Genomic DNA, 20,541 nt, shown 5'->3' with positions numbered 1-20,541 from the left:
AGAATAAGGAGAAGGCATATGGATATTCGTGTTTCCGGGCATCAGGTCGATACGGGTGACGCGCTCAAGGAGCATGTCTGGACCCGTCTGGAGGCCATGGCCGAGAAATATTTTTCCCGCGCGCTTTCCGCCCAGGTGACATTCCGGCCGGCCCCGCACGGCGCCTTCCATTGCGACATCGTCTGCCATGTCATGACCGGCCTGATCCTGAAAGGGGCGGGCGAGGCGCAGGAAGCCCATCCCGCCTTCGAACAGGCCGCCGAGCGCATCGAGAAGCAGTTGCGCCGCTATCTGCGCCGCCTGAAGGATCGCAGCGTGCAGGCCGCCGCTGCCGAATCCGGTCGTTCCAACGGTTTTGGCCCCGAAGAGCTGGATGGCGCGGGCTATACGATTTTCGCTTCCCTGGCCGATGAAGAGGAACCGGCCGATGCGCCCCTGATCGTGGCGGAAACCCGTGTCGACATTCCCGAAGCCAGCGTGTCGGACGCGGTCATGATGCTGGACCTGCGCAACACGAACGCGCTGCTGTTCGTCAACGCCGGGACAGCCGCCTACAACATGGTTTATCGCCGGCATGACGGCACCATTGGCTGGGTGGAACCCCGCCTGGGCTGATAGCGTTCCCTTGGCCGCTGGTTGACCTTGATCGGCTGGCGGCCTATGGGGCCGGACTTTAAAGATCCGGGCATTGCGTCATTTTCCGAAGCTGGGCGCGGCTCGGCTGGGATACGGCATGGTTCATTTCAACGATATCGTCGCACCGGATGCATTGGGCACGGCCCTTTCCGTGAACGGCAAGAAGCAATTGTTTCAGAAGGTTGCGGCGCTTGCGGCGAAAGCCTACGGCCTTGACGCCGATCTGGTCGCAGAGGCGCTGACCGATCGCGAAAAGCTGGGTTCGACGGGATTCGGCGGCGGTGTCGCGATTCCCCATGCCAAGATTCCCGATCTCCAGAAGATGTGCGGCGTGGTCGTACTGCTTGATCCGGCAGTGGCCTTCGACGCAGTCGACGAAACGCCGGTGGATATCGTCTTCGCCCTGCTTTCGCCGATCGACTCCGGGGCGGAGCATTTGAAGACCCTGGCTCGCGTGTCCCGCTATCTGCGCGACGAAGGCCAGGTGGCGCGTCTGCGCGGTGCCAAGTCGACCGCGGCGCTCCATGCCTTGCTGGCGGGTGGCGAGGCGCGTGACGCAGCTTGATCCCGGGCCTGACGGTGGCTCCTCGCCCAGCGGTGAGGCGGCGCATTTCCGGGCGTTGGAGAAACTCTATCGATCGGCGCCGATCAACCTGCTGTTCCGGTCGGAACTGACCATTCCGGAAGAAGGTCGATCGGTCATCCATTTCGACGTGGATGAAACGCAATTTCATGCTGCCGGCGCGGTACATGGCACCGTTTATTTCAAGATGCTGGACGATGCGGCCTTCTATGCCGCCAACAGTCTGGTCAGCGACCGGTTCCTATTGACGACCAGCTTCAACCTGCTGTTCACCCGGCCGATCGGACCCGGTCGCATCCGGGCCGAAGGGCGATGGATTAGCGGCAAGCGGCGGGTCTATGTGGCCGAAGCCAGCCTGATCGCTGCGGATGGCGAGGAGGTCGGGCGCGGCACTGGTACTTTCATGCGGTCGCAATTCCCGCTCTCTTCGCTGCCGGGCTATGCCGCCTGACCGACCGACCGGCGCTCGGCTGACCAGCGCGATGCTGGTCGGCATTCTGCTGCGGCGCAGCGCCGCGGAGGGCGGCTTTATCACGATACTCGTCAAGGGCGATGAAATCAGCGGTTCGATCCTGATTCAAGCGCTTGAAAAAGGACGGGAACTCGGCCTCTTCGAGCGCGTTTCTGACTTTGCGGGCGGCTATAGCCTCACCCGTTGCGGTCCGGAGCCGGAAAAGGGCGCTGAGGCCATGGCGCAATATCTTGCGCGCCGGCGACGTTCGGACCCCGATCTGTGGGTCATAGAGCTTGATATCGCGGATGCGGAACGGTTCGCCGCTGAAACGATCTGTTAACCGTTGACTCACTTTCCGCGCGCGGGCACAGGCCTCCGACGCTTTCAACGCGCAGGTTGCCGATTTCGTCCATGGGGGGCGGATGCGGGTAAACACGCAGACGGGGGGCGGCCGGGCGTCGGTGTATTTTGGGGTTTTTTGACGTCCCCGGCCAAGAACCGCACGATTTTGAGTTATAATGAGTTTCCGTCTCAAGGCTGCGATCATCGCGGCATTTGCCCTTTCCGCCACCGCGGCGGTCACTGCGGCCGACATGTCGAGCGCTTCAGAAGCTGCTCCATCGGTCACGTCCCTTCCGGGGATCACTGAGCTCAATGCAGCTCCGGCCGGCGTCAAGCCTGCCGTCACTTTTGCCGCGCCGCGCGAGATCGCGCAGCCGCTGGCCCCTCTTTCCAACAGCGACGATGTGAAGGCAGACAATCTCGCTGCCCTCGTGGATGCGCAAGGCGCCCCTGAGGATGTCGCAGGCGACATGAAGTGCCTGGCCGGCGCCGTTTATTTCGAATCCAAGGGCGAAAGCCTTGAAGGCCAGTTGGCCGTTGCCCGCGTCATCATCAATCGTGCCAAATCCGGCCGCTTCGCCGATAGCCTGTGCGGCGTCGTCTACCAGCCGGGTCAGTTCAGCTTCGTGCGCGGCAATGGTATGCCGTCGATCCGGCTGGGTAGCGAAAGCTGGCGCGAAGCCGTCGCCATCGCCCAGATCGCGATGGACGATAGCTGGGACAGCAAGGCTGAGGGCGCGCTCTATTTCCACGCGCGGCGCGTTTCGCCGGGCTGGGGCAAGCGCCAGCTCGCCGCGATTGACAATCATATCTTTTATCGCTGACACGCTTTCGCGCCAGGCGCGAAGGGGGTGAAGAAGGGCCGGTTCGGTTGTCTGCCGAATCGGCCCTTTTCTTTTGTTCCCTTCCTGTTCTAAGAACCGGGAATGGAATCCGATCTTTCCGACAGTTGCTCACCCTTGACCGACGGCACGGCGCTGGCCGTGGCGCGAGGCACGCTGCGCCTGTTCTTCCGGCACGACATGAGCGGGATTTTGGAAGTGCCGCTGCCCAATGGCCGGCGTGCCGACATCATGGCGCTGGATGGGGCGGGGCGGATCACCATCGTGGAAATCAAGTGCAGCCGCGCCGACTTGCTCGGCGACATGAAATGGCCGGATTATTTCGACTATTGCGACCGCTATTTCTGGGCAGTGCCGTCGGGTTTCGACCTGTCGCTGTTTGAAAGCGAAGCGCTATGGCCGGGACGGACGGGGTTGATCGTCGCGGATCAATATGACGCCGAATTGGTACGGCCGGCGCCTATGGAACCGTTGGCCGCCGCGCGGCGCAAGGCGGAAACGCTGCGCTTCGCCAGGCGCGCGGCGCGGCGGCTGACGGCGATAACAGACCCGGATCATGCGGCGGAACTGGGCTGGTAGCGCGGGTGAGGGCGGGCATTTCCATTGCACGTCACCCCCGACTTGATCCGGCGTGACGCGATTGGCAAGGTCAGAAACGGGCCGAAATCAGAATATTGGCCCCTGTACCGGGCCCTTGGGCGCAGTCACGGTCTTGGCCGCGCTCAGCGCCTCCACCAGCCCCGGCGTGCGGGAATCGCGTTCTGCATAGTCCCGTGCCGACATACCAGCGATCGAATCGCGTTTTTCGGGATTGGCGCCCTGCGCCACCAGCAGACGGACGAGCCCGACATCGCGGAGCTGCACCGCGCGGATCAGCGGGGTTTCACCGCTGCCATTGGCCTTGTCGACCTGGGCATTATAGGTGAGCAGGCTGCGCGCTCCTTCCTCGAAACGGGCCTGCACCGCATCCATCAGCGGGGTATTGCCGTTATTGTCGGTCAGGTTCGGATTGGCGCCCTTGGCCAGCAAAAAGGTCAGCCATGTATTGTCGCGCCGGGCGACGACCAGGTGCAGCGCGGTGTCGCCCGTGGTGACGTCGCGGCTGTTGATGACGGTGGAGCCGGGCTTCTGGATGAGGTCGGTCACCTTCTGCCCGTCGGCATCCTTGACCGCCTTCAGAAAATTGTAATTGTCCGAAAACTGCGCCTGGGCCGCGACCGGCGACAGCAGCGCCAGGGCCAGAGCGGCGGCGCGGCCAACGCCCATCCAAGCCGGAAAACATCCTGTCATTTTGTCCATAGCCCCGTTGGGATTTGCAAATCGGGCCATAGCAGGGCATGGCTGGCGGCGCCATGAACAAAGCTCTGATTTCGCTCGTCCTGCCGCTGATCGCCCTGCTGGCCGCCTGTAATATGGGGCCGGGCGGCAATGCATCAAGCGGGGAAGGGAGCGTTCAGGGCGATCTGCACGGGGCAAGCATCGGCGCGCCCTTCACCCTGACCGATCAGGACGGAAAGAAGGTCCGATGGGAGGATTTCAAGGGCAAATACCGGCTCGTCTATTTCGGCTATACCTATTGCCCGGATGTCTGCCCCGTCGATCTGCAACGCATCGCGCAGGGTTTTGCGAAGTTCGAGAAGGATAAGCCGGCCCTGGCCGCCAAGGTCCAGCCGATCTTCATCAGCGTCGATCCGGAGCGCGACACGCCCGCCGTCCTCAAGACCTATGTCGCGGCGTTCCACCCTCGCCTGATCGGCCTGACCGGCACGCCTGACGAGATCGCCAAGGTGGCGAAGGATTTCGTCGTGCTCTACAACAAGGAAAAGGCGGAAGGGGCGAGCGGCTATCTGGTCAGTCACAGCCGTACGCCTTATCTGTTCGATGCCGACGGCGCGCCGGTCGCGCTGGTGCCGGTGGATGATCCGGGGACGCCGGATGCCGATGAGGGCGATCCCGCCAAGGTGACGGCCTTCCTCGAAAAATGGGTGAAGTGACGGTTTGGACTTCTGGGAAAAGCCCCTCGACAAGCTTGACCGCGCCGAATGGGAAGCGCTGTGCGACGGCTGCGGCAAATGTTGCCTGCACAAGGCCGAAGATGAGGATACGGGGCGCATCTATCCCACCAATGTCGCCTGTCGGCTGCTTGACCGGCACAGCGGGCAATGCACCAATTACAAGGAACGGCGGCGCTTCGTGCCTGACTGCGTGCGCCTGACGCCAGCCAAGGTGAGGACGATAAGCTGGTTGCCGCGTACCTGCGCCTATCGGCTGCGGGGTGAGGGCAAGCCGCTGCCGGAATGGCATTATCTGATCTGCGGCGACCGGGAAGCGGTGCATCGAGCCAGGGAGTCCGTGCGCGGCTGGACCATTGCCGAGGCGGATGCGGGCGATTGGGAAAATCACCTTGTCGATCGAGAACTTTGACCCGGAGATCCTGATCGACGGCGTTGCCGTCCCGGTGCGGGTCCGCCGGTCGGCGCGGGCGAAGGCCTATCGGCTGTCGCTCGACCATGCGCGCGGGGAACTCAGGCTGTCGTTGCCGACACGGGCGAATCTGCAGCGGGCGCTCGGCTGGGCGCAGGAGCATGAAGGCTGGGTCCGATCGCAATTGGCGCGGCAACCGGCGCGCGTGATGCTGGGCGACGGCGCCGTCTTCCCGCTGGAGGGAAGGGAAGTGCGCATCGGTTGGATCGAAGGAGCGTCCCGCACGATCCGGTTGGAGGAAGATCGGCTGCTGCTGGGCGGGGCGGTGGAATCAGTGGCACCGCGCGTGCTGCGCTGGCTCCGGATGCGGGCGAAGGCGGTGCTGGAAACAGAAAGCCATGCCATGGCACGCGACAATGGGCTGACCGTGGCATCGGTCGGTATCGGTGATCCGCGCAGCCGCTGGGCTAGCTGCGCTTCCAGCGGCGTGATCCGTTATAGCTGGCGGCTGATCCTCTGCCCGCCGGAGGTCCGCCGGGCGACCGTCGCGCATGAACTGGCGCATCTGCTGCATATGGATCACAGCCCCGCCTTTCATGCGGCACACAAGCGGATTTTGGGCGCGGACCCGCGTCCGGCGCGGGCCTGGCTGCGCGCCCATGGAACGGCGTTGCATCGTTTTGCGGGCTGAGCCATGGGCAGGAAGAGGCGCTATCTGACGGCCACCATGTCGGACGGTTATGTGAAGACCATCGGACCGACGGCCGACCCCTTCACCCATTATTGGCGGATCGTTGCCGAACTGGAAAATGGCAGGACGGAAGTCTTCTGGGGCCATACCCGTTCGCTGGCCGAGGCGAAAAGGAAACGAGGCGCGGCGGCGGAGGGCGCCCGGATGCGCGGATGGAAAAGCTATGCGTTCGAGATAGCGGAACTGGTCGAGACCCCGCTCTAATCTTCCCGGCCCCTGTGCGGCCAGGCGCCCGTCGCTCCTGCGGGACAATCATGCGCGACCGTGCGGGCATGGGGCAGGCCGCAGGCGCGGCAAGTGAGGTAATCGCTCGGTTTCAACCCATGGCCCACCGCCACCCGCTCGTCGAAGACATAGCAATCGCCCTGCCATAGGCTGTCTGCTTCGGGCATTTCCTCCAGATAGCGCAATATGCCGCCGCGCAGATGATAGACCTCGTCAAAGCCGCGGGCACGCACCAGCGCGGTCGATTTTTCGCAGCGTATGCCGCCGGTGCAGAACATGGCGATGCGAGGTTCGCGGCCCTCCTCGCGCAGTTTTTCGGCAAAATCGTCGAACCAGGCAGGGAAATCGCGGAACGACCGCGTTTCTGGATCGATCGCGCCTTCGAAACTGCCGACCGACACTTCATAGGCGTTGCGGGTGTCGATGATCACCGTGTCGGGGTCCGCTATCAGGTCGTTCCAGTCCGCCGGATCGAGATAGGTGCCCGCCCGGTTGGCGGGATCGAGATCGCCCGCGCCCAGGGTCACGATCTCCGCCTTCACCTTCACCTTCATCCGGGCGAAGGGCGCCTCTTCGCTAACGGCATATTTGACGTCGAGATCTGCGCAGCCCGGCAAGGCGCGGATATGCGTCACCAGCGCCGCGATGCCCGCTTCGCTTCCGGCGACAGTGCCGTTGATTCCTTCGCCCGCGACGATCAGCGTGCCGCGGGTTTGCAGCTCCGCACAGAGCAGGCGCAGATCGCGCGCGATCGCGTCCGGATCGGGAAAGGAAGCAAAGCGGTAAAGCGCGGCAATGGTGAAGGGAGCGGCCATGCCTGCCCCATAGCGCTTTGCCTGCCCACTTGAAAGCGGGGAGCCAAGGGGGCATAGCCGGGCGATGGTTCCCCTTTCGTTCGCCGGTCATGAGTTTCTGGCTTTGCCCGAAGCCGCGCTGTTCTGGCCGGCGCAGGGCGCGCTGCTGGTGGCGGACCTGCATTTCGAAAAGGCGAGCTGGTTCGCGCGTTTCGGCCAGTTCCTGCCACCGCTCGACAGCCACGCAACGATGGACATGATCGAGGCATTGGTCGACCGGACCGGCGCGCGGGCGGTCTGGTCGCTCGGGGACAGTTTCCATGACGCCGATGGAGCGGCTCGGCTCGATGCGGAGGCGCGCGCGCGCCTTGGGATATTGACCGGCCGGCTGGACTGGGTGTGGATCACCGGCAATCATGACGTGGCCCTGGCGGAAACCCCGGGCGGCAGGCGCTGCACGGACATGCAGGTGGAGGGCATCCGGTTGCGGCATGAGGCTGATCCGGCCGATCCTAGCCCAGAGATTTCAGGCCATTTCCATCCCAAATTCCGCCTGTCTCTGCGGGGGCGGCATGTGTCGCGGCGTTGCTTCGTGGGATCGCGAACCAAGCTGATCCTGCCGGCACTCGGCGCACTGACGGGCGGGCTTGATGCTGGGCATGGGGAAATCAGGCGGGTCATGGGTCCTGACGCCATGGCGATGGTGCCGGTTGCGGACCGGCTGCTGCGTTTTCCACTGAATCCGAAATGACCCTACGGAAACGCTAATTTAAGCTGTTGCTGCTAGGTAACAGGTCATGAGAATCGTGGCACGATTGGCGGTTAAACATCCGAAAATACAGGACTATCTTGCCTTCGTGATGCCATATCCGCATTATTCGCCCATGTCCGACGCGTGGAGAAAATCGTGCGGATGAGGAGAGGAGCATAATATGAAGGGGAAGAGCTTTTGGCTGATATCCGCCGGCATGGTCGCATTGGGCAACATTCCGGCTGCATGGGCGCAGGACAGCGGCGCCGCCGTTGAACCGGACAACGCCACGATCATCGTCACCGCCACCCGGCGAGCCAGTCCCTTGTCGGACGTGCCGATCGCCGTGTCCGCGGTCACCGCGCAGGCGATGCAGAATAGCGGCGCCACCGACATCCGGTCGCTGAACCAACTGGCGCCATCGCTTCTGCTGTCCTCGACGGGCACGGAAGCCAACGCATCGGCGCGTATTCGCGGCATCGGCACGGTGGGCGACAATCCGGGGCTGGAAAGCTCGGTCGCGGTGTTCATCGACGGGGTTTACCGCTCACGCACCGGCGCAGGCCTCAACGAACTGGGCGAGATCGAGCGGGTCGAGGTACTGCGCGGGCCGCAGGGCACGCTGTTCGGCCGCAACGCTTCGGCCGGCCTCATCAACATCATCAGCAAGGCGCCGGAGTTCAAGCTCGCGGGCAAGGCCGAGATCACCTATGGCAATTATGATTATTGGCGTCTGGCGGGCCGCATCACCGGGCCGGTCAGCGACCAGTTGGCGCTCAGCCTGGACGGCGTCTGGTCGAAGCGGGACGGCTTCTATGACCTGATCGATACGACCGGAAAGAAGGTTGGGGACACCAATGACCGCGACCGTTATTTTCTGCGCGGCCAGGCGCTGTTCGAGCCGAATGACGCGCTCTCCATCCGCCTGATCGGGGATTATACCCATCGCGACGAAAGCTGCTGCGGCGCCGCCTATATCGAGACGCGCGAACGACTGCCGCTGGCGGGCGGGGGCTACAGGACCGCGCCGTCCAACCGCATCGTCACCATCCTGTCCCGGCAGGGCAGCGTCTTCCCCGCCGATCCCTATGATCGCGACCTCACCATCACGCCCGGCCGCGATTATGTGAGCAAGCTCAAGGATTGGGGCGTTTCGGGCGAGATCAACTATGATCTGGGCGGCGCCAAGCTGACCAGCATCACCGCCTATCGCGATTATAAGAGCCAGGATTACGGCGATTACGACTATAGCGGCGCCGACCTGCTCTATCGCGATCCCAACACCTATCGCCAGTTCAGGACCTTCACCCAGGAATTGAGGGCGCAGGGTTCGGCCTTCAACGGCGTGCTCGACTGGCTGGTCGGTGGCTATTATGCGCATGAGAAGCTGACGCTGGAGGATAATATCCGCTTCGGCGCCGATTATGGCCGGTTCGCGGCGTGCCGCTTGATGGCGGGCGCGGACGCCCAACCCTCGGCGCTGTTGGCGCTGGCGCCCAATTGCGCGTCGCCTCAGGGATTGGCCGGCCTTGGCCAGGCGCTTGTCAATGGCGGCCTTCCTTCGCCGCTCGTGCCGATCCTGACGGGAAATCTCACCCGGTTGGCGAGCATTGGCAGCGCCGGCACGGTGGGCGATGTCGACAGCCGCTATTTCCAGAAGAGCGAGAACTGGGCGCTGTTCACCCATAATATCGTCCATCTGACCAGCAGGCTCGATCTGACGCTGGGCCTGCGCTACACGCATGAGACCAAACGGTTCAGCGCGGACCTCAACAACGACAACGGCATCTGCCCGCTGCTTCAGGCCAGAACCCCCGGCGCGACGAACGACCTGTACGAGATCGCGACGACCATCAATCCCGCGACGGGCCAGCCCTTGTTCGGACGGGCGGCGGCGCTGGCAGGGGGCATTCTGACTCTGGGTTGCCTTGGCAACGGTTCGACGGGGCTCAGTGCGCTCAATCTGAATGACAAGATGAGCGACGGCCAATTCTCCGGCACCGCCGTCCTGTCGTGGAAGCCGGTCGACGAACTGATGGTCTATGGCAGCTATTCGAAGGGCTACAAGGCCGGCGGCTATAATCTGGACCGCTTCCAACTGGGATCGACCGGCCTCAATCCGGTGCCCGCCGTGTTCGCGCCGCGCAGCGATGCCGACGTGACCAGCCTGCGCTTCGCCGCGGAGAAGGTCGACGCGTTCGAAGTGGGCTTGAAATATGCGCAGCCCAAATGGAGCGCGAACATCGCCGTCTTCCGACAGGAGTTCAAGGATTTCCAGTTGAACACCTTCAACGGCACAAGCTTCGTCGTCCAGAACATCAACGGCTGCGACAGCGCGCTGACGACGGCGCGGACCTGCGCCAGCGGTGACGTGGGGCCGGGCCTGATCAGCCAGGGCGTGGAGCTGGAACTGTCGGCAACGCCGGTGCGCAACGTCCGCTTCGCCGGCGGCTTCACCTATGCGCGCGCCAAATTCGCCAACCGGCTGGTCGGCAGCGGCAATGGGGCGGTGCCGCTCGATCCGGCGCTGTTCCTGCTGCCGGGATCGATCAACTCCCAGGCGCCGGAGGTCGTGACGACGGTCAGCGCATCCTGGACGCCGTCATTGGGCAGCAACGGCCTGTCGGCGCTCTTCTATGTCGACGGGCGCATGAGCAGCGACTTCAACACCGGCTCCGACCTGTTCCCGGAAAAGCGGCAGGACGGCTATGCGGTGTTCAACGCCCGCGTCGGCATCCGTGGGCCGCAGCAGCGCTGGGCAGTCGAATTCTGGGGCCAGAATATCTTCAACCAGGATTATACCCAGGTCGCCTTCAGCAGCCCGCTTCAGTCGAGCAGCCCCGACCAATCCTCCATCGGTCAGTTCGGGCGGCCGGGCAATGTCATGGCGAACCAGTTGATCTCCGCCTATCTGGGTGATCCCCGCACCTACGGCATCACGTTGCGCGGGAGTTTCTGATCATGCCCCTGCCGCTCGCCGGAACCGGGCGAGCGGCGGCCGGGCGTTCGCCGAACAGGGCGGTGCCGACGCGAATGTCGGTCGCGCCGAGCATGATGGCGGTTTCATAATCGCCCGACATGCCCATGGAGAGGCGCGCAAGCCCTTCCTCACGCGCCATTTTCGCAAGCAGCGCGAAGAAGGGCGCGGGCTCGATCCCGGCGGGCGGCACGCACATCAGGCCGAGCAGCGGGATATCGGCGTCGCGGGCCGCCTGGATAAGGGCGGGCGTGTCGGCAATGGCGCAACCGCCTTTCTGCTCCTCCGCGCCGATATTGACCTGGATATAGCAGGGGATACGGCGTCCGGCCGCATCCATCGCCCGCGCGAGCGCGGTCAGCAGCGACGGTCGGTCGAGCGAATGGATGACGTCGAACAGGGCGACGGCGTCGGCCGCCTTGTTGGACTGGAGCTGGCCGACCAGATGCAGCGACAGATCGGCGGATTCTTCGCGCATGGCGGGCCATTTGCCTTGCGCTTCCTGCACGCGGTTTTCCCCGAAGACGCGCTGACCCGCCGCGATCAGCGGCCGGATGGCGTCGACGTCCTGCGTCTTGGACACGGCGATCAGGATGATGTCGTCGGCGGTGCGGCCGGTCAGGCGCGCGGCGCGGTTCATGGTCTCGCGCACAACGGCCAGCCGTTCGGCAGCTTCGATGGTGTCGGTCGTCATGGCGGCTGCTATAGGCAGGCTCATGAAGGCCCGCCACCGCAAAAAATTGCCGACCATCTGGTTGATGACCGATGAGCGTGTGGGGGAGGAGGCGCTGTTGGCCGCGGCGCGGCGCTTGCCGAAGGGCCGGGCGGGAATAGTGCTGCGCCACTATGGCACGGACGGGGTCGGACGGAGGGCCTTGTTCGATCGCCTGGCTTCCATCGCCCGCCGCCGCCGTCTGACATTGATGCTGGGCGGAACCGCAGCGGAAGCGGCTGCCTGGCGGGCGGACGGCTGGCATGGACGCGACAGGCGCAGGAGTCCGCGCCCGCTCCTCCGCAGCATGCCGGTGCATGACAGGCGGGAATTGCAGGCAGCTTTGCGGGGCGGCGCGGATTTCATCTTTGTCTCGCCGTTATTTCCGACGCGCTCGCATCCGGGGAAGAAATGGCTGGGGCAGGCGGGATTCGCGGCGCTGGCGCGGCTGTCGCCTGTGCCGGTCATGGCGTTGGGCGGTGTTCGCGCGACGCATCGGCAGATGCTGAAGGGCATTGGCGCCTTCGGCTGGGCCGCAATCGATGGCCTGTCGATCGAATCGCGCTGATAGTAGGGTCTAGGTGGGAAGCGGACCCTTTCCTTTCGTCGCCCCGGACTTGATCCGGCGTCCCGCTGCCTTGGTCTGGCGCTGCTTCGGAAGAAAGCGGGACCGGGGTGACGGGAACAGCGCAGTTTCCTGGCCAGACTAAATCCGGCCAGCGAACGGAACCCTGACGGTCCTCAATTCCCTAGAATTTGAAGATCGTGCCCAGATAGACGGCCTGCGCATCCTGGCGGTCGTCGGTCATTGGCGTCAGTCGGCCAGCGAAGCTGTTATTATAGCGGATGCCGGCGGTGACGTTCAGGTTACGCGTCAGCGAATAGGAACTGGCCAGATCCAGCGAATAATCCTTGTCCGCATTGGGATTGCGAAGGGTAGCAGCCGGTTCGCGACGGCTTTCGATCAGCACCTTGGTGCTGAAGCGGTCCTTCTTGCTGTCCTGATCCAGCGAGAAATTCCTGGCGCCCGCCATTTCGACCGGAACCGGGTCCAGTTCCTTGCGGCCGACGGCCTCGGGCAATGCGAATTTGCGCCAGTTATGCGCGCTGTTCAGGCTGAAGGCGACCGGCGCGATATTCAGCGGGTCCAGCGTCCGGGTGACAGCGACGCGATCATTGAGATCGGCCGCGCGGACCATCACGGTGACGGAGCGCTGGCCGCTCAGCGAACCGCTGGTCGGGGTGAACCGGAAATTCTGGCGCCCCGCCGACGCTACGATCTTCGCATAGGCAGCAGCCAGGCGGGGATCCTTGGTCGTGGGCGTGAAGGAGGAGATGCTGCCCAGCGCGCCGAGCGAAACGGGAATGTCAGCGCGCATCCGGACGAGATCGGTCGCCGCGCCGATGGCAGGAGACAGCACGAAGCCGGCGACGGCGACGGCCGAGCCCACCAATGCTATATGTCCCCTTTTCAGGCGCATGTTACGAGTCTCTTCCCCACCGACTAGTTTTCTGTGGATTCTTCTACATCCAAGACTCTGAAATTGGTAGAGTGCCGCCACTATTTTGTCTGAGCTGTTGCACGGAACACACAGGACCCGTTCGCCGCCGCGACGAACCGTGACGGGCCTTCCTTGGCGTGCGCCCGACTCCCCCTTGCCGATTGGCGCGGCTTCTCTATAGAAGCGAGGCGTTTTTCTTGTTTGATGGGACAGTCATGATGGTCCGCCGCCTTTCCACGCCCCTTTCCGCCGGTCTGCTGCTGGCTGCTGTTTTGCCGCTCGCCGCCTGCGGTGGCGGGGCCAGGGAACGTCCCAAGGCGGATCTCGCCGCGTCCAAGGTCACGACCATCGGCGTCAACGCCTATCTGTGGCGGGCGAGCCTCGACACCCTGTCCTTCATGCCGATGGTGCAGACGGATTCGAACGGCGGCGTGATCGTCACCGACTGGTATGCCAATCCGAACAGCCCCAACGAACGGATGAAGCTGACCGTCTCGATCCTCGATCAGGACCTGCGTGCCGATGCGTTGCGTGTCGCCGCCAGCCGTCAGGTCAGCCAGGGTGGCCAGTGGGTCGACGCCCCGGTGCAGGCCGCGACCGTGCAGAAGCTGGAAGAGATCATCCTGACCAAGGCCCGCGATCTGCGCCGCATGGCGATTGCAGGCTAAAGCCCCTTTCCGTCGATTTTGTTGAAACAACGGGGCTGGGCTTCACAAAAGCTCGGCCCGAATGCATTTTTGAGGACCAATCCATGCAAAGGCGCTTCAACCCACTTGAGGCCGATGCCCGCTGGCAGGCCGTCTGGGACGAGAAGCAGACGTTCAAGGCGTCCGATAGCAGCGACCGCCCACGCAGCTATGTGCTGGAGATGTTCCCCTATCCGTCCGGACGCATCCATATCGGCCATGTGCGCAACTATTCGATGGGCGACGTGCTGGCGCGTTTCCGCCGGATGACGGGACATGAAGTGCTTCACCCGATGGGCTGGGACGCATTCGGCATGCCGGCGGAAAATGCCGCGATGGAAAAGAATGTGCATCCGGGCGGCTGGACCCGTTCCAATATCGCGACCATGCGGGCGCAGCTCAAGAAACTGGGGTTCGCGCTCGACTGGAGCCGTGAGCTGGCAACCTGCGAGCCGGATTATTACGGCCATGAGCAGGCGCTGTTCCTTGACATGCTGGAAGCGGGCCTCGTCTACCGCAAGGAATCGGCGGTCAACTGGGACCCGGTCGACATGACCGTGCTGGCGAACGAGCAGGTGATCGACGGCCGGGGCTGGCGTTCCGGCGCGCTGGTCGAGAAGCGCAAGCTCAGCCAGTGGTTCCTCAAGATCACCCAGTTCGCCGACGACCTGCTGGGCGGCCTCAAGACGCTCGACCAGTGGCCCGACAAGGTGAAGCTGATGCAGGAAAACTGGATCGGCAAGTCGGTCGGCCTGCAATTCCGTTTCACGCTGGACACGCCGGTCGGCGAGATCGGCGAACTGGAAGTTTTCTCCACCCGTCCCGATACGATTTTCGGTGCGAGCTTCGCGGCGATCGCGGCGGATCATCCGATCGCGCTGGCGCTGGCCGAAAAGGATGCTGCACTGCACGCCTTCGCCGACGAGTGCCGCCAGACCGGCACCGCCGCGGCCGAGATCGAGACGCAGGAGAAGAAGGGCTACGACACCGGCCTGTCGGTGATCCATCCTTTCACCGGACGCAAGCTGCCGCTGTTCGTCGCCAATTTCGTGCTGATGGACTATGGCACCGGCGCCGTCATGGCGGTTCCGGGCCATGACCAGCGCGACCTCGACTTCGCGCGCAAATATATGCTTGCCGTGGAGCGGGTCGTCGCTGCCGAGGGCGACGAGGACAAGGGTATCGGCGAGGAGGCCTATACCGGCCCCGGCAAGCTGGTGAATTCGGACTTCCTCGACGGGCTTGGCGTGGAAGAGGCCAAGGCCGAAGTCATCCGTCGTGCCGAAACCGGCGGTTGGGGCACCGGCAGCACCGTCTTCCGCCTGCGCGACTGGGGCGTGTCGCGCCAACGCTATTGGGGCACGCCGATCCCGGTCATCCACTGCGACGATTGCGGCGCCGTGGGCGTGCCCAAGGAGCAGCTTCCCGTCGTGCTGCCGGAAGATGTCAGTTTCGACATTCCCGGCAATCCGCTGGACCGCCATCCGACGTGGAAGCATGTCGATTGTCCGAAATGCGGCAAGGCGGCGCAGCGCGAAACCGACACTTTGGACACCTTCGCGGATTCAAGCTGGTATTTCATCCGCTTCGCCAGCCAGCCCAAGGACAAGCCTTTCGACCGCGAGACGGTCGAGAAATGGCTGCCTGTCGGCCAGTATATCGGCGGCGTGGAACATGCGATCCTGCATCTCCTCTATGCCCGTTTCTGGACCCGCGCGCTCCAGCATATGGGTCAGATCGGCTTTGCAGAACCCTTCACCGGCCTTTTCACCCAGGGCATGGTGACGCACGAAACCTATAAGTCGCCCGAGGGCGCCTGGCTCGCCCCGCAGGATGTGGAGCGCCAGGGTGACAAGGTGGTGATGATCGGAACCGGCGCGCCGGTGACGGTCGGCCGGGTCGAGAAAATGTCCAAGTCCAAGAAGAATGTCGTCGATCCCGATGACATCATCGCCCAATATGGCGCGGACGCGGTACGCTGGTTCATGCTGTCGGATAGCCCGCCGGAACGCGACCTGCCTTGGACCGAAGCCGGTATCGAAGGCTCCTGGCGTTTCGTCAACCGCCTGTGGAGGCTGTTCGGCGAGGCCGACAAGGCCGCGGAAGGGCAGGACAAAAGCCTCGACCGCAAGCTGCACCAGACCATCGACGGCGTCGCCAGGGACATAGAGGCGCTGTCCTTCAACAAGGCGGTGGCGAAGATCTACGAACTCACCAACGCGGTCGAAAAGGCCAAGCCATCGGCCAGCCGCAGTGCGGCGGTCCGGGCGCTGGCGCTGCTGGTCGCGCCGATGACCCCGCATCTGGCCGAAGAGGCCTGGGCGGACATGGGTGAGCAGGGTCTGGTCGCGGAAGCCGCCTGGCCTGACGTCGACCCGGCCTTGCTGGTGGAGGATGAAGTGACCATCGCCTGCCAGGTCATGGGCAAGCTGCGCGACACCATCACCGTTCCCAAGGGCACGGCCAAGGACGAACTGGAACGCCTTGCCCTCGCCGCACCCAATGTGGTGCGGACGCTGGACGGGGCCACGCCGAAAAAGATCATTGTGGTGCCGGATCGTCTGGTGAATCTTGTCATCTAGCGAGGAACCGTTCGCCCTGAGCTTGTCGAAGGGCGGCCCGAACGGCTAGAGGTTGGTCGATGAAACGCGCTGTCCCCCTGTTCCTCGTCGCCCTGTCCCTCTCCGCCTGCGGCCTCCGCCCCGTCTATGGCGGGGGCAGCCATGGCGCCGTCGCGCGCGCGTTGGGCGCGGTCGAGGTGCAACCGATCGAGGGCAAGGGCGGCTGGCTGGTGCGCAATGCGTTGAATGACCGGCTGTCGGCGATGAGCGGCAATGGGCCGGGCTATAAGCTGGTGGTGAAGCTGGACGACAATATCAGCGGCTTCGGTCTGCGTTCCGACGCCGCCGTCACCCGCGAGCGGCGGACTTTGCGCGCCCGTTATCAATTGATCGATTCCACCACCGGCGCACAGATATTGGACGACACCGCCGGATCGGATGTCGGCATCGACGTCGTCTCCAGCGAATATGCGACCATCGCCGCGGAAGATACGGCGCTCGAACGTCTGTCGCAAACGGTCGCGGATCAGATCGTCAACCGGCTGGCGCTGTTCGCCCAAGGGCAACAGACGCGGGAAAAGGCGCGTTGAAGGCCAATCGCGGCCAGATCGAGAAGGCGCTCGACGCAGCGGGCCAGGGATCGGCCGCCGATTGCCGTTTCTTCCTGCTTTACGGCCCCGACGAAGCGGGCAGCGCCACACTTGCCAAGCGCCTGGAGCGTGCCATGGGGCCGGAGGCGGAGCGGATCGACCTTGACCCGCCGACGCTGCGCGACGATCCGGCGCGGCTGGCGGACGAGGCCGCATCCTTTTCCATGTTCGGGGACAAGCGGTGGATTCGCATCAACGGCATGGGCGAGGAATCTCTCCCCGCCGTGACCGCGCTGCTGGAGGCGGAGGTGGCGGGCAATCCCGTCATCGCCATCGCCGGGGCGCTCAAGGGCACGTCCAAGCTGCTGAAACTTGCGCTCGACCACAAGCAGACGATGGCCTTCGCCTCCTACCAGCCCGATGCGCGGGAGGCAGAGCAGATCGCCGTCGCGATCGCGCGGGAAGGGGGCCTGCGCCTGTCGTCCGACCTTGGGCGGCGCATCGCCGACCTCACCAATGGCGACCGCACGCTGATGGCGGGGGAGGTGGAGAAGCTGATCCTCTATCTCGACGCCGCCCCCGACCGGCCGCGCGAGGCGACCGAGGAAGCGCTGGACGCCCTGTCCGCCGACAATCCCGATTCCGATGCCGTGCCGCTGGTAAACGCGGTGCTGGGCGGCGATCTGCGCGGCATGCACCGGGAACTGGGCCGCCTGGCGGAGGCGGGGACGGCGATGGCGGCGGTCCTGCGTCCATTGCTGACCCGCGCCATGCTGCTCGCCAATATCCGCGCCGATTTCGATGACAGTGGACGGCTGGAGGGCGCGGTCGAGGCAGCGGGCAAGGCGGTCTTCTGGAAGGAGAAGGGCGTCGTCACCCGTCAGGTCCGCATATGGGACGCCATCGGCATCGCCCGCGTCATCCAGCGGCTCGCCCAGGCGGAGCGCGCCAGCCGGTCGGGCCGGGGGCTGGGCGATCTGATGGTCCGCCACGAATTGCTGGCCATTGCCCGGCAGGCGGCGCGGGAGCGATAAGCCTAATCGCTTGATCGCACGACAAGCCGTCGCCATATTGCCGCCCATGGACAAGCTCAACCTGACCGATGCCGAATGGCGCGATCGCCTTTCCCCCGAACAATATCATGTCCTGCGGGAGGGCGGCACGGAGCGGGCGTTCACCGGCAAATATAACAGCAACAAGGCGGACGGCCTGTATTTCTGCGCGGGTTGCGGCACGGAGCTGTTCGACGCGGAAGAGAAATATGACAGCGGATCGGGCTGGCCCAGCTTCACCGCACCGGTCGACATCGATGCGGTCGACGAAATCCGCGACACCAGCCATGGCATGATCCGTACCGAAGTGCGCTGTTCGAATTGCGGCGGGCATCTGGGGCATGTCTTTCCCGATGGGCCGGGGGTCAACGGCCTGCGCTATTGCATGAACAGTGCGTCGCTCGATTTCAAATCGCGCGACGACGTTGAATAATCGTTCATCGCCTGTAAAGCGTGGCTTCTCTTGAGAGGCCTTCCTTTTTGTGCGGCCTGCACCGCTTTTCCACTGGCCGCCATTCAACATAGCGCATATCCGGGCGAACCATGGCACGATCAGGCAGCGAACCGCGAGGCAGGGTGAAGAAGTGGCTGATACGGGGCCTCAAGATCGGTCTGGTCGGCATCGTCAGCGCCGTCATCGCGCTCGTGGTGGCGGTGGTCATCGCTTATCAGTCGCTGCCTGACTATGAATCGCTGAAATCCTCGCCCAATGGGCAGATGATCCGGGTCCATGCGGCGGACGGAAGCGTCATCGTCACGCTGGGGCCGAGTTATGGCCTGTGGATGCGCTATGAGCAGATTCCGACCGTCATGGTCGACGCCATGGTCTCGACCGAGGACAAGCGCTATTATCTGCATCCCGGCGTCGATCCGGTCGGCATGGCGCGTGCCGCCTGGGTGGCGCTGGAACGGCGCGGCACCGGCCGTCGGTGGCAGGGCGCCTCCACCATCACCCAGCAGGTGACGCGCAACATCTTCCTCAACAACAGCTATAGCTGGGGCCGCAAGGTTCGGGAAATGGTGCTGGCGCTGGCGCTGGAACGCAAATTCTCCAAGCGGCAGATCCTCGAACTCTATTTGAACAAGGTTTATTTCGGCGGTGGCGCCTATGGCATCGATGCCGCCAGCCGCAAATTCTTCGGCCACCCCGCGACCAGCCTCAATCTTCCCGAAGCCGCGATCATCGCGGGGCTGGTGAAGGCGCCGTCCAGCTATTCACCCACCGCCGACAAGGAAGCGGCCATTGGCCGTGCGGGCGTGGTGCTGGAACTGATGCAGGAAAATGGCGCGATCAGCGCGGCGGAGCGTGCCGGCACGAATCTTCAGGACGTGAAGATGGCGCCCGAGCCGCCGCAGAACAGCGTGCGCTATTTCACCGACTGGGCGCTGCCGCAGCTCGATACGCTGGTCGACGAACCCAATGAGCCGCTGGACGTCTACACCACCATCGACCTCGCCATGCAGAAGGCGGCGACCGCGGCGATCCAGGCCAATGTGCCCAAGGGCACGCAGGGCGCGCTGGTGTCGCTCGACCGCGACGGCGCGGTGCGGGCGATGGTCGGCGGGCTGGACTATGTGACCTCCAACTACAATCGCGCCACCACGGCGACGCGCCAGCCGGGGTCTTCGTGGAAGATCTTCGTCTATATGGCGGCGCTGGAGGCGGGCTATACCCCCGATACCGGCGTCACCGACAGTGCGGTCGACATCAACGGCTGGAAACCGCGCAACAGCAATGGGCGCTTTTCCGGCGACATCGATATCCGCACCGCCTTCGCCTATTCGGTCAACACCGTGGCGGCGAAACTGGGGGTGGAGGTCGGTTTCCCGACTGTGGCGGACATGGCGCGGCGCTTCGGCATCACCACGCCGATCAACACCCACCCCTCGATGGTGCTCGGCACGTCCGACGTGCGGCTGCTCGACATGACCCGTGCCTTCGCTTCGATCGCGCGCAAGGGCGTGGCCGTGACGCCCTATGGCATCACCAAGGTCACGACCGCGGACGGCCGCGTCCTTTACGAACATCAGGATGACACCAGCCGCGTGCTGGTCGCGCCCTGGGTCGCGGCGGGCATGACCGACCTGATGCAGACCGCCGTCAGCACCGGCACCGGCAGGGCGGCGCAGATCGGCCGCCCCGTTGCGGGCAAGACCGGCACCACCAGCAGCAACAAGGACGGCTGGTTCCTGGGTTTCTCCAGCGGCATCACCACCGGCGTCTGGATGGGACGTGACGATGCCCGTGCGGTGGGCGTATTGCAGGGGGGGCGGGCGCCCGCCCATGCCTTTGCCGACTATATGAAGGTGGCCGTCGCCAGCCGGCCGGTCGAGCAGTTCGAGACCCAGGTCACGTTGCCCGAATGGCAATTGGAACCGGATGAGGAGGCCTATTACGGCCAGCCCGACAGCGGCGCCGATGGCGGCATGATGGTCGATGAGAACGGCCTGCCGATCGAGCGTGGCCAGCCGCAGCAGAGCGGCGACGATCAGCAGCAGCCGGACGACAGCGCGCAAACGGCGCCCGGTTCCGCCGAACGGCCGCAACCGCCGCGCCTGGACCAGCAGTGGATCGACAATGTGCTGGGCCGGAACCGGCAGCAGCCGGCGCCGCAACGTTAGGAATGGAACATGCTTCTGCCTCCGCAGGAGCATGCAA

General features: G+C 64.3%; 23 protein-coding genes. 19 read left to right on the top strand and 4 right to left on the bottom strand.

What is annotated here, in order from left to right:
- Positions 1-18 precede the first annotated feature (18 nt).
- The 6 genes from hpf (at position 19) to YP76_RS02855 (ending at position 3,436) form a co-directional block, all read left to right on the top strand.
- On the top strand, positions 19-615 hold the full coding sequence (gene hpf, locus YP76_RS02880) for a ribosome hibernation-promoting factor, HPF/YfiA family (RefSeq protein ID WP_046762073.1): 597 nt from the start codon (positions 19-21) through the stop codon (positions 613-615).
- A gap of 118 nt (positions 616-733) precedes the next feature.
- Positions 734-1,201, top strand: coding sequence for a PTS sugar transporter subunit IIA (locus YP76_RS02875; RefSeq protein WP_046762072.1), 468 nt, complete (start codon positions 734-736; stop codon positions 1,199-1,201).
- Entirely contained in the window at positions 1,161-1,670 is a 510-nt protein-coding gene (locus YP76_RS02870; protein WP_046762071.1) for a PaaI family thioesterase, read from the top strand. The genes YP76_RS02875 and YP76_RS02870 overlap by 41 nt, the downstream gene beginning before the upstream one ends.
- Positions 1,660-2,013 (top strand): DUF1491 family protein, encoded by a 354-nt coding sequence (locus tag YP76_RS02865; protein WP_046762070.1) that lies wholly within the window; start codon positions 1,660-1,662, stop codon positions 2,011-2,013. Before YP76_RS02870 ends, YP76_RS02865 begins: the two co-directional genes overlap by 11 nt.
- A 178-nt stretch (positions 2,014-2,191) precedes the next feature.
- Positions 2,192-2,839 (top strand): cell wall hydrolase, encoded by a 648-nt coding sequence (locus tag YP76_RS02860; RefSeq protein WP_046762069.1) that lies wholly within the window; start codon positions 2,192-2,194, stop codon positions 2,837-2,839.
- A gap of 102 nt (positions 2,840-2,941) precedes the next feature.
- Entirely contained in the window at positions 2,942-3,436 is a 495-nt protein-coding gene (locus tag YP76_RS02855; protein WP_046762068.1) for an MmcB family DNA repair protein, read from the top strand.
- Positions 3,437-3,523: 87 nt separating this feature from the next.
- Here the strand turns inward: YP76_RS02855 and YP76_RS02850 are convergent, their stop codons facing one another.
- Entirely contained in the window at positions 3,524-4,123 is a 600-nt protein-coding gene (locus YP76_RS02850; protein WP_046762592.1) for an ankyrin repeat domain-containing protein, read from the bottom strand.
- Positions 4,124-4,194: 71 nt separating this feature from the next.
- Here YP76_RS02850 and YP76_RS02845 point away from each other — a divergent pair, with 71 nt between their 5' ends.
- From YP76_RS02845 to YP76_RS02830, 4 genes are read left to right on the top strand one after another with little or no spacing between them, the layout of a single operon-like run.
- Positions 4,195-4,851, top strand: coding sequence for an SCO family protein (locus YP76_RS02845; RefSeq protein WP_197707378.1), 657 nt, complete (start codon positions 4,195-4,197; stop codon positions 4,849-4,851).
- Positions 4,852-4,855: 4 nt separating this feature from the next.
- Positions 4,856-5,281, top strand: a complete 426-nt coding sequence (locus YP76_RS02840; protein ID WP_046762067.1) for a YcgN family cysteine cluster protein — start codon at positions 4,856-4,858, stop codon at positions 5,279-5,281.
- Positions 5,238-5,972, top strand: coding sequence for a M48 family metallopeptidase (locus YP76_RS02835; RefSeq protein WP_232307423.1), 735 nt, complete (start codon positions 5,238-5,240; stop codon positions 5,970-5,972). The genes YP76_RS02840 and YP76_RS02835 overlap by 44 nt, the downstream gene beginning before the upstream one ends.
- 3 nt (positions 5,973-5,975) lie before the next feature.
- The gene (locus YP76_RS02830; protein WP_046762065.1) at positions 5,976-6,236 is read left to right on the top strand and encodes a hypothetical protein; all 261 of its coding nucleotides are present in this window, start codon (positions 5,976-5,978) and stop codon (positions 6,234-6,236) included.
- Here the strand turns inward: YP76_RS02830 and trhO are convergent.
- Positions 6,233-7,072, bottom strand: coding sequence for an oxygen-dependent tRNA uridine(34) hydroxylase TrhO (gene trhO, locus YP76_RS02825; RefSeq protein ID WP_052757281.1), 840 nt, complete (start codon positions 7,070-7,072; stop codon positions 6,233-6,235). The two genes, YP76_RS02830 and trhO, sit on opposite strands and share 4 nt — an antisense overlap.
- Before the next feature lie 64 nt (positions 7,073-7,136).
- On the opposite strand from trhO, the gene pdeM reads away from it, so the two are divergent.
- Positions 7,137-7,802: a ligase-associated DNA damage response endonuclease PdeM gene (pdeM, locus tag YP76_RS02820; protein ID WP_046762064.1), complete on the top strand. Its 666-nt coding sequence runs from the start codon at positions 7,137-7,139 to the stop codon at positions 7,800-7,802.
- A gap of 181 nt (positions 7,803-7,983) precedes the next feature.
- Positions 7,984-10,761 carry a TonB-dependent receptor gene (locus tag YP76_RS02815; RefSeq protein ID WP_046762063.1) on the top strand — a complete coding sequence of 926 codons (2,778 nt, stop codon included), beginning with the start codon at positions 7,984-7,986 and terminating at the stop codon, positions 10,759-10,761.
- On the opposite strand, the gene YP76_RS02810 is transcribed toward YP76_RS02815, so the two are convergent.
- Positions 10,739-11,473, bottom strand: coding sequence for a YggS family pyridoxal phosphate-dependent enzyme (locus tag YP76_RS02810; RefSeq protein WP_046762589.1), 735 nt, complete (start codon positions 11,471-11,473; stop codon positions 10,739-10,741). The genes YP76_RS02815 and YP76_RS02810 overlap by 23 nt on opposite strands.
- 22 nt (positions 11,474-11,495) lie before the next feature.
- Between YP76_RS02810 and YP76_RS02805 the strand changes: the two genes are divergently transcribed.
- Positions 11,496-12,059 (top strand): thiamine phosphate synthase, encoded by a 564-nt coding sequence (locus YP76_RS02805; protein ID WP_046762062.1) that lies wholly within the window; start codon positions 11,496-11,498, stop codon positions 12,057-12,059.
- A gap of 181 nt (positions 12,060-12,240) precedes the next feature.
- Here the strand turns inward: YP76_RS02805 and YP76_RS02800 are convergent, their stop codons facing one another.
- Positions 12,241-12,972, bottom strand: a complete 732-nt coding sequence (locus tag YP76_RS02800; RefSeq protein WP_046762061.1) for a hypothetical protein — start codon at positions 12,970-12,972, stop codon at positions 12,241-12,243.
- A 239-nt stretch (positions 12,973-13,211) separates the two neighbouring features.
- On the opposite strand from YP76_RS02800, the gene YP76_RS02795 reads away from it, so the two are divergent.
- From YP76_RS02795 to YP76_RS02770, 6 genes are all read left to right on the top strand, one after another.
- A complete protein-coding gene (locus YP76_RS02795; protein ID WP_046762588.1) occupies positions 13,212-13,661 on the top strand; it encodes a DUF3576 domain-containing protein in 450 nt (149 codons plus the stop codon).
- Positions 13,662-13,744: 83 nt separating this feature from the next.
- A complete protein-coding gene (leuS, locus tag YP76_RS02790) occupies positions 13,745-16,261 on the top strand; it encodes a leucine--tRNA ligase (protein WP_046762060.1) in 2,517 nt (838 codons plus the stop codon).
- Between the two features lie 59 nt (positions 16,262-16,320).
- Positions 16,321-16,830: an LPS assembly lipoprotein LptE gene (gene lptE / locus YP76_RS02785; protein WP_046762059.1), complete on the top strand. Its 510-nt coding sequence runs from the start codon at positions 16,321-16,323 to the stop codon at positions 16,828-16,830.
- Positions 16,827-17,864, top strand: a complete 1,038-nt coding sequence (holA, locus tag YP76_RS02780; RefSeq protein WP_046762058.1) for a DNA polymerase III subunit delta — start codon at positions 16,827-16,829, stop codon at positions 17,862-17,864. Before lptE ends, holA begins: the two co-directional genes overlap by 4 nt.
- Positions 17,865-17,910: 46 nt before the next feature.
- Entirely contained in the window at positions 17,911-18,315 is a 405-nt protein-coding gene (msrB, locus tag YP76_RS02775) for a peptide-methionine (R)-S-oxide reductase MsrB (RefSeq protein WP_046762057.1), read from the top strand.
- Positions 18,316-18,425: 110 nt separating this feature from the next.
- Positions 18,426-20,504, top strand: a complete 2,079-nt coding sequence (locus YP76_RS02770; protein WP_046762056.1) for a transglycosylase domain-containing protein — start codon at positions 18,426-18,428, stop codon at positions 20,502-20,504.
- The last annotated feature ends 37 nt before the right edge of the window (positions 20,505-20,541 follow it).

The sequence above is a fragment of the Sphingobium chungbukense genome (genome assembly GCF_001005725.1).
GTDB lineage: Bacteria > Pseudomonadota > Alphaproteobacteria > Sphingomonadales > Sphingomonadaceae > Sphingobium > Sphingobium chungbukense.
This window is presented reverse-complemented; position numbering and strand designations above follow the sequence as displayed.